The following is a 9,283-nucleotide window of genomic DNA, read 5'->3' as shown; positions in this document are numbered from 1 at the left end:
GATTTTTTGAATTTGAAGATAAAAAAGCATCTAAAACGCATAAGAAGATAACTCTACTTCTTCAAAATTACGTTATAGATGCTTTTTTATTAATTCATATGCATGTCGTGAATTTTCATCATTAAACCGTGTGGGACGTCATCATGTTTAACAATCTCTTGTTTATAAAATGTCTTCCCATCATCTTTAGAAACTAATTTTACAAAGTCTCCTTTTTTCGGTTTAAAATCATTTGATGGTTCTACTTTGATATTATGTTTGACTAATCCATCTTTTTCACTGACAACTTTTTCTGCATTTGTTTTACTATTCATATAACCAAAATAAGTCGTTTTTTGACTAGAAAAAATCATTAAACATACAACGGCAATACCAATAACAACCAATGCTATAGATAAACCTAGACCCATTTTTTTACCCATTTATAGACTCCTCCATTTTTCAAAAATACCTATTATCATGAGAACTTAATTATTACTAATTTTAGTCACGCATTAGAAACACTTTAGTTTTCAATAGTTTTACGTTCTGTCTTTTTACCCCAGTATTGATAATAAGTACATTCTATATATCCATTAAATAACTTACGTCGCTTCGTTGCTTTACGATTTACTAAATATTCAAATTCTTTATTACTTGTTAAAATGTATGTAGATAAAAATGGATGTTGTTTCATTAGTTTACCAATATAACGGTACATTTCTTCAACTTCTTCACGATCACCAATACGTTCACCATATGGAGGATTTCCAATTAACGCCACCGGTTCTTCTGTATCAATTGTTAATGTATTGACATCTTTTACACTAAATTTAATAATATCAGACAACCCAACTTCTTCAGCGTTACGCTTAGCAATCTCTACCATTTCTGGATCGATATCAGAAGCATATACTTCGATTTCTTTATCATAATCAGCCATCTTATCCGCTTCATCACGGTAATCATCATAAATATTTGCTGGCATGATGTTCCATTGCTCTGATACGAACTCGCGATTAAAACCAGGTGCGATATTTTGAGCAATTAAACAAGCTTCTATAGCTATTGTACCCGAACCGCAAAATGGATCAATTAAAGGTGTATCACCTTTCCAGTTTGCAAGACGGATTAAACTTGCTGCCAACGTTTCTTTAATTGGTGCTTCACCTTGTGCTAATCTATAACCACGTCTGTTCAAACCAGAACCTGATGTGTCGATAGTCAATAATACATTATCTTTTAAAATAGCAACTTCAACAGGGTATTTGGCACCTGATTCATTTAACCAACCTTTTTCGTTATATGCGCGACGTAATCGTTCAACAATAGCTTTCTTAGTTATCGCCTGACAATCTGGCACACTATGTAGTGTTGATTTAACGCTTCTACCTTGAACTGGGAAGTTACCTTCTTTATCAATTATAGATTCCCAAGGGAGCGCTTTGGTTTGTTCGAATAATTCGTCAAACGTTGTTGCGTTAAAACGTCCAACAACAATTTTGATTCGGTCTGCTGTGCGCAACCATAAATTTGCCTTTACAATTGCACTTGCGTCTCCTTCAAAAAATATACGACCATTTTCAACATTTGTTTCATAGCCTAATTCTTGAATTTCCCTAGCAACAACAGCTTCTAATCCCATCGGACAAACTGCAAGTAATTGAAACATATATGATTCTCCTTTTATACAGGTATTTTATTCTTAGCTTGTGTTTTTTATACATTTCCAACAAATTTAATCGCTGATACATTAACGCATCCGCTTACTATTTTAAAACAAGGCAGTGTCATTATATCAAGACAAGGCGTTAATTTTAAGTGTTCTTTTCATGAAAAAAGCTCTCCATCATCTAGGAGAGCTAAACTAGTAGTGATATTTCTATAAGCCATGTTCTGTTCCATCGTACTCATCACGTGCACTAGTCACACTGGTACTCAGGTGATAACCATCTGTCTACACCACTTCATTTCGCGAAGTGTGTCTCGTTTATACGTTGAATTCCGTTAAACAAGTGCTCCTACCAAATTTGGATTGCTCACTCGAGGGGTTTACCGCGTTCCACCTTTTATATTTCTATAAAAGCTACGTCACTGTGGCACTTTCAAATTACTCTATCCATATCGAAAGACTTAGGATATTTCATTGCCGTCAAATTAATGCCTTGATTTATTGTTTCATCAAGCACGAACACTACAATCATCTCAGACTGTGTGAGCATGGACTTTCCTCTATATAATATAGCGATTACCCAAAATATCACTTTTAAAATTATAACATAGTCATTATTAGTAAGACAGTTAAACTTTTGTATTTAGTAATTATTTACCAAATACAGCTTTTTCTAAGTTTGAAATACGTTTTAAAATATCTACATTATTTGAAGATGTATTTGTTGTTGTATTATTCGAAGAAAAACTTTTATTGTCCTGAGGTCTTGATGTTGCTACACGTAGTCTTAATTCTTCTAATTCTTTTTTAAGTTTATGATTCTCTTCTGATAATTTTACAACTTCATTATTCATATCGGCCATTTTTTGATAATCAGCAATAATGTCATCTAAAAATGCATCTACTTCTTCTCTTCTATAGCCACGAGCCATCGTTTTTTCAAAATCTTTTTCATAAATATCTTTTGCTGATAATTTCAATGAAACATCTGACATTTTTTCCACCTCATTAGAAACTTTGATCTTCAGACCACTGTAAGTCATTGATGAATGCTGTTAATTCATCGAACGTCACAATATCACAAGTATAGTTTGTTTTATCCATAAAATCAACTAACATCTGCTTGAAGAACTTAGGACTTGCCTCTTGTTCCTCATCATAAATGAGCAATGTTTGATCCGAATGTTCAAGCATAAATTGATCTGCTTGTTTAAATTGAAAAGGACCTTGATACGACGTATGAAAAATACTATCAACATAATCTGCATGCTTAATTATGTTGGCATACTTACTTTGATTATGTTCATTCCACTTTTCTGTATGTCCTTGGAACGGTGTAATTACAGCAAACTTTAACGAATCATATGTTCGTTGTAATTCAATAACAACTTCTGCAGTCCATAATTCTATACCCATTTGCCCTTGTATTAACACCCATTCTAATCCTTCATCCAACAGTTGTTCAATTTTATGTTTTATAAATTGTTTTAAATAATGTACTTCAGGTGCGTCATCTTTAAAAATGTTTAATTCGAATGATTTGTAACCTGTTACATAAACTGTTTTAACCATAAGTACCCTCTTTTGTTACGCCATCTAATATATTTTGTAAATCATATTGGACACTTTTAAGCTTTTCTATAAATAACTTTCGACTTGTTCGCTTAAAATGACATTCGACAGAAAGTTGTTCAATGTTAGCAATCAGTAGCTCAAATTTCCTTGAATTCATATAAGGTACTTCTATAATAAATTCACGATGTAATTTGATCTCATTGAGCATGCTATCAATATGTTCAGTATATGGCTTTACAGTTTGGTAAAAATCATGATCTTGTTGTTGTGATTTCACATTTTCAAAATTTTGTTGCATGTTGTTAACTTCATAAATTAGTGATTCGACTACATCATTCATGAGGACGCCTCCTACATTTTTTAATTTATCACAATATACTGTATTCGTCATGTTTTAACACTCTATATAATTTGATTTAACTATTTTTTCAAATGTGTTATCTGTTAAATCAAGTAAATCTAAAAACTTCCTATATAAATACAAAATTTTATCGTGTATGTTGTTATACGATGAAAATACTTTTAATCTAATAAAATCATTTAAATCAAATACACCTCTGCTGATTAACAACACATACTTGTACTTGCCTCAAAAATAAAAATTACTGATCATGATTTGACTTTTATAACAAAATTCAAAAATATTGTAATGAGTATTCATTTTTATAAGCAAAACTTTTCAATTAATTAAAATTGTGTGTAAAATTCCAACATTAACGGTAAATGTATTATAATATTATTGTGTTAATGCTGAAATCACGTTAAAATAAGTTTTGGTGTATTGTGTCTTTCGCATTTATACTAATTTAAGTTTGGTGTTTCACTATAATGTTGTGTATAATAAACAACGTTTACTACCAAACTTGTGTGGTGAAATTTATGAATTATCCAAATGGTAAACCATATCGTAAAAATAGTGCTATAGACGGAGGGAAAAAGACCGCTGCCTTTAGTAATATTGAGTATGGTGGACGTGGTATGTCACTTGAAAAAGATATCGAACATTCAAATACGTTTTATCTTAAAAGCGACATTGCAGTTATTCACAAAAAGCCTACGCCAGTACAAATAGTTAATGTCAACTATCCTAAGCGGAGTAAAGCTGTGATTAACGAAGCTTATTTTCGTACACCTTCAACAACTGATTACAACGGCGTTTATCAAGGTTATTATATTGATTTTGAAGCAAAGGAAACTAAAAACAAGACGTCCTTTCCTTTAAATAATATTCATGACCATCAAGTCGAACATATGAAAAATGCATATCAACAAAAAGGTATTGTGTTTTTAATGATTCGTTTTAAAACGCTAGATGAAGTTTATCTTTTACCCTATTCAAAATTCGAAGTATTTTGGAAGAGATATAAAGATAATATTAAAAAGTCTATAACAGTTGATGAAATACGAAAAAATGGTTACCATATTCCTTATCAGTATCAACCAAGATTAGACTATCTAAAAGCAGTTGATAAGTTGATATTAGATGAAAGTGAGGACCGCGTATGACGGAAAACAAAGGATCTTCTCAGCCTAAGAAAAACGGTAATAATGGTGGGAAATCCAACTCAAAAAAGAATAGAAATGTGAAGAGAACGATTATTAAGATTATTGGCTTCATGATTATTGCATTTTTCGTTGTTCTTTTACTAGGTATCTTATTGTTTGCTTATTATGCTTGGAAAGCACCTGCTTTTACCGAAGCTAAATTACAAGATCCGATTCCTGCAAAGATATATGACAAGAACGGAGAACTTGTTAAAACATTAGATAATGGCCAAAGACATGAGCATGTAAATTTAAAAGACGTGCCGAAATCAATGAAAGACGCAGTACTTGCAACTGAAGACAATCGTTTCTACGAACATGGCGCACTTGATTATAAACGTTTATTCGGTGCAATTGGTAAGAACTTGACTGGTGGATTTGGTTCTGAAGGTGCCTCAACATTAACACAACAAGTTGTTAAAGATGCATTTTTATCACAACATAAATCTATTGGACGTAAAGCTCAAGAAGCATACTTATCATATCGTTTAGAACAAGAGTATAGTAAAGATGATATCTTCCAAGTATATCTAAACAAAATTTACTATTCTGATGGCGTAACAGGTATTAAAGCTGCTGCTAAGTATTACTTTAATAAAGATTTAAAAGATTTAAACTTAGCGGAAGAAGCTTATTTAGCCGGTTTACCTCAGGTTCCAAACAACTATAATATTTATGATCATCCAAAAGCTGCTGAAGATCGTAAAAACACTGTTTTATACTTAATGCATTATCATAAACGCATTACAGATAAACAGTGGGAAGATGCTAAGAAAATCGATTTAAAAGCGAACTTAGTAAATCGTACTCCTGAAGAACGTCAAAACATTGATACAAATCAAGATTCTGAGTATAATTCATACGTTAACTTTGTGAAATCTGAATTAATGAATAATAAAGCATTCAAAGATGAAAATTTAGGTAATGTATTACAAAGTGGTATTAAAATTTATACAAACATGGATAAAGATGTTCAAAAAACATTACAAAATGATGTTGATAATGGTAGCTTCTACAAGAATAAAGACCAACAAGTTGGTGCAACGATTCTTGATAGTAAAACTGGTGGTTTAGTTGCTATATCTGGTGGACGTGATTTCAAAGACGTCGTTAACAGAAACCAAGCAACAGATCCTCACCCTACTGGTTCATCTTTAAAACCTTTCTTAGCGTATGGACCTGCCATTGAAAATATGAAATGGGCAACAAACCATGCGATTCAAGATGAATCTTCATATCAAGTTGACGGTTCTACATTTAGAAACTATGATACGAAGAGTCACGGTACTGTATCTATTTATGATGCTTTACGACAAAGTTTCAATATCCCAGCTTTAAAAGCATGGCAATCAGTTAAGCAAAATGCTGGTAACGATGCACCTAAGAAATTCGCTGCCAAACTTGGCTTAAACTACGAAGGCGATATTGGTCCATCTGAAGTACTTGGTGGTTCTGCTTCAGAATTCTCACCAACACAATTAGCATCAGCATTTGCTGCAATCGCTAACGGTGGTACTTATAACAACGCGCATTCAATTCAAAAAGTAGTTACTCGTGACGGTGAAACAATCGAATACGATCATACTAGCCATAAAGCGATGAGTGATTACACTGCATACATGTTAGCTGAGATGCTAAAAGGTACATTTAAACCATATGGTTCTGCATATGGCCATGGTGTATCTGGAGTAAATATGGGTGCTAAGACAGGTACTGGTACTTACGGTGCTGAAACTTATTCACAATATAATTTACCTGATAATGCAGCGAAAGACGTGTGGATTAACGGCTTTACACCTCAATACACTATGTCAGTGTGGATGGGCTTCAGTAAAGTTAAACAATATGGTGAAAACTCATTTGTGGGACATAGCCAACAAGAATATCCACAGTTCTTATATGAAAATGTGATGTCAAAAATTTCATCTAGAGATGGCGAAGACTTTAAACGTCCTAGCTCAGTAAGTGGTAGTATCCCATCAATCAATGTTTCTGGTAGTCAAGATAACAACACTACAAATCGTAGTACACACGGTGGTAGTGACACATCAGCAAACAGCAGTGGTACTGCACAATCAAATAACAATACTAGATCTCAACAATCTAGAAACAGCGGTGGATTAACAGGTATATTCAACTAATCCACTCAACATAAAATCCTCAGTTATACCATATTTATGGTGTAGCTGAGGATTTTTTTAGGTTCTTCATCTTTTATGGTGGGAAGGTAAAACTTCCTGCTTTTTTTATAAGTATTCATACGCTAATGCTATATTAGTAGAAACCGTAAAATCAGTCATTCACATACATTTTGAAACATCTAAATAGTTTTTCATATTCACATCTTTAGCTATGTAAAATTATTGAATTTGAATAAGTGGTTGTTCCCATTTTTAAAATTATGATTATATTTTCTCATAGTCATCTTAGACGCTGTTTTAAATTGAAATGTTTATCAATTCCCTGTGTACGTTAATCAGTGAAATATCAAGATGTTTGCAACATATTTTCACAATCATAGATATAAGAAATCCACCTACGATTCGAAATAGGTATCTTAAAGCATATCTCAAGATATCCATTATGATGTAGATGGACAGTTTTTATATTAAGACGTTGTAATGACACGACACCTAACATAAATACAAATATGTGTGCATGAATTAGTTTTACATATTTTCAACATTAAGAAATGATCAATCTTGTCTATACCTGCTTATTCTTTAACCTTGTTTGATAACTAGCATTCATTTTAATCAATTCAGTTTTAAAGGTCTTCATTTGTCGATAGCCCATAAAATGATATTTACGTTCAATCATATAATCATATCTTTCTTTAAAATTCATTGGCACAACAGGATATTGATTTAATTTATCAAAATCAATATTGCCAGTTATGTCATTAACCTGCTTAAAATAATCAATAATTTTACTATGGTATTCATCCAAGTAGGGCTTTGCTTCACTAGAACCTAATGTCTTATTTTTGGCAAATACATCAATCTCTTGTTCTAAATTATCAAATACCTCTTTTGTAATATTTGTCATGTTATCACGCTTCTTTCAAACTAGCTTTATAACGTTTTTGTCCTTCTCTACAATCTTCTAATAGTGGACAAATATCGCATTTAGGTTTTCGGGCTAAACAGTGGTATCTTCCAAAGAAAATGAGTTGATGATGGCTCCTATTCCATCTATCTCTAGGTATGACAGAACATAAACGGTCTTCTACCTGTCTCACATTATCTTTCCAACGATTAATACCTAAGCGTTTAGAAACACGTTCTACATGCGTATCAACAGCTAATGAAGGTTCATCAAATGCTACACTCATGACTACATTAGCAGTTTTACGTCCTACACCTGCTAAACTTTCTAATTCCTTATGTGTTTGTGGTATTTCTCCATTAAATTGATCAATCAAAGATTGACAAAGTTTCTTAATATTCTTAGCTTTGTTACGATACAGACCGATAGAACGAATATCATTCATAAGTTCTTCATCACTGACTGCCAAATAATCTTCAGGCGTTTTGTATTTTTTAAACAGCTCAGTTGTTACTCTATTTACTAGAACGTCTGTACATTGCGCTGACAATAATACAGCAATAGTTAATTCGAACGGATTATCATGTTTTAATTCACATTCTGCATCCGGAAACATATTTGCTATAACATCAATCATTTCTAATGCTTTTTTCTTACTTACCATCAAGGTTCTCCCCGTTTAACCAATCAAATTTAGGTACCGTTTTAACTGTGTGCGTCATTTTCGGTTTATTAAATTTTTCTCTTATTTTTCTAGAATCGTCAATTGTTTTGACATTGTTTTTCTTCCAATTAAGTAAAATACGATCCATATATTTAAAGCTAAGTTTATTCAAACTATTCGCCTCGTCTAATGCCGCTTGTATAATTGCACTATCGTGTTTATCAACATCAATCCATTGATTTAACGTTTCTATTTCATATGGAGATAACGGCCTTGCAAATGTATCCTCTAAAACTCTAAATAATTGTTTAAATTTTTCTTTACTATTTTGCTCTTTCGTTTCCATACTTTGTTGCTTCAATATATGACTTAATTTTTCGAAAAAAGGATCTAGATTCATATATTCGGTAAATCTACCTTCTTCATCTTTTTGAACTTGTAATTCTAGCAATTCACGTTGTATCAAATTTTGAATAACCATTGTAATATCACGTGGTTGCATAGTTGAGCCCTTCTGAAGTAATTCAATTGAAGGCTGTTTATTTGATGTTTCGGAAGCATAAATCAATTTAAGCAAAATGACTAAATCTTGCTCATCTAAACCTAAGTCACTGTAATGGTCTAATAATTCTCTTCGTATCACTACAGGTCTTGCTTTTAATTGATATTTATCCATGTTCGTGCCCCCTTTTAAATTTAACCATTACTTAATAGTATAAATCATTTTCTTTAATTTTCGACTAAAATGCTTAATATATTTAACTAGTAGCAAACAAATTTTAAATAACAGTATTTTTTAA

General features: G+C 32.1%; 11 protein-coding genes and 1 other RNA gene. 2 read left to right on the top strand and 10 right to left on the bottom strand.

Features of this window, described 5'->3' with window-relative positions:
* Window positions 1–89: 89 nt before the first annotated feature.
* The 7 genes from IDG60_RS20870 to IDG60_RS26890 all read right to left on the bottom strand — a co-directional run bounded on the left by IDG60_RS20870 (window position 90) and on the right by IDG60_RS26890 (window position 3,800).
* Window positions 90–422 (bottom strand): DUF4889 domain-containing protein, encoded by a 333-nt coding sequence (locus IDG60_RS20870; RefSeq protein WP_000516798.1) that lies wholly within the window; start codon window positions 420–422, stop codon window positions 90–92.
* An 83-nt stretch (window positions 423–505) separates the two neighbouring features.
* Complete coding sequence (locus IDG60_RS20865; protein ID WP_000487154.1) at window positions 506–1,651, bottom strand: THUMP domain-containing class I SAM-dependent RNA methyltransferase; 1,146 nt, start codon at window positions 1,649–1,651, stop codon at window positions 506–508.
* A gap of 208 nt (window positions 1,652–1,859) precedes the next feature.
* Window positions 1,860–2,239, bottom strand: an RNA gene (gene rnpB, locus IDG60_RS20860) — RNase P RNA component class B.
* Window positions 2,240–2,301: 62 nt separating this feature from the next.
* Window positions 2,302–2,646 (bottom strand): cell division regulator GpsB, encoded by a 345-nt coding sequence (gene gpsB / locus IDG60_RS20855; protein ID WP_001286320.1) that lies wholly within the window; start codon window positions 2,644–2,646, stop codon window positions 2,302–2,304.
* 13 nt (window positions 2,647–2,659) lie between these two features.
* On the bottom strand, window positions 2,660–3,223 hold the full coding sequence (locus tag IDG60_RS20850; RefSeq protein WP_000241308.1) for an SLOG family protein: 564 nt from the start codon (window positions 3,221–3,223) through the stop codon (window positions 2,660–2,662).
* On the bottom strand, window positions 3,216–3,566 hold the full coding sequence (locus IDG60_RS20845) for a YppE family protein (RefSeq protein WP_001000806.1): 351 nt from the start codon (window positions 3,564–3,566) through the stop codon (window positions 3,216–3,218). The genes IDG60_RS20850 and IDG60_RS20845 overlap by 8 nt, the downstream gene beginning before the upstream one ends.
* A gap of 54 nt (window positions 3,567–3,620) precedes the next feature.
* A complete protein-coding gene (locus IDG60_RS26890) occupies window positions 3,621–3,800 on the bottom strand; it encodes a hypothetical protein (protein WP_001788819.1) in 180 nt (59 codons plus the stop codon).
* A gap of 305 nt (window positions 3,801–4,105) precedes the next feature.
* On the opposite strand from IDG60_RS26890, the gene recU reads away from it, so the two are divergent.
* Window positions 4,106–4,732 (top strand): Holliday junction resolvase RecU, encoded by a 627-nt coding sequence (recU, locus tag IDG60_RS20835; protein WP_001108889.1) that lies wholly within the window; start codon window positions 4,106–4,108, stop codon window positions 4,730–4,732.
* The gene (locus IDG60_RS20830) at window positions 4,729–6,912 is read left to right on the top strand and encodes a transglycosylase domain-containing protein (protein ID WP_000138351.1); all 2,184 of its coding nucleotides are present in this window, start codon (window positions 4,729–4,731) and stop codon (window positions 6,910–6,912) included. Before recU ends, IDG60_RS20830 begins: the two co-directional genes overlap by 4 nt.
* Window positions 6,913–7,477: 565 nt before the next feature.
* Here the strand turns inward: IDG60_RS20830 and IDG60_RS20825 are convergent.
* From IDG60_RS20825 to IDG60_RS20815, 3 genes are read right to left on the bottom strand one after another with little or no spacing between them, the layout of a single operon-like run.
* Complete coding sequence (locus IDG60_RS20825) at window positions 7,478–7,819, bottom strand: YpoC family protein (RefSeq protein WP_000182026.1); 342 nt, start codon at window positions 7,817–7,819, stop codon at window positions 7,478–7,480.
* Window positions 7,820–7,823: 4 nt separating this feature from the next.
* The gene (gene nth / locus IDG60_RS20820; RefSeq protein ID WP_000253765.1) at window positions 7,824–8,483 is read right to left on the bottom strand and encodes an endonuclease III; all 660 of its coding nucleotides are present in this window, start codon (window positions 8,481–8,483) and stop codon (window positions 7,824–7,826) included.
* Window positions 8,473–9,159 (bottom strand): DnaD domain-containing protein, encoded by a 687-nt coding sequence (locus IDG60_RS20815; protein ID WP_000362218.1) that lies wholly within the window; start codon window positions 9,157–9,159, stop codon window positions 8,473–8,475. Before IDG60_RS20815 ends, nth begins: the two co-directional genes overlap by 11 nt.
* Window positions 9,160–9,283: the final 124 nt, after the last annotated feature.

The sequence above is a fragment of the Staphylococcus sp. EG-SA-2 genome (genome assembly GCF_017152085.1).
The sequence above is the reverse complement of the archived record's forward strand: the minus strand, read 5'-3'. Positions and strand labels throughout refer to the sequence as shown.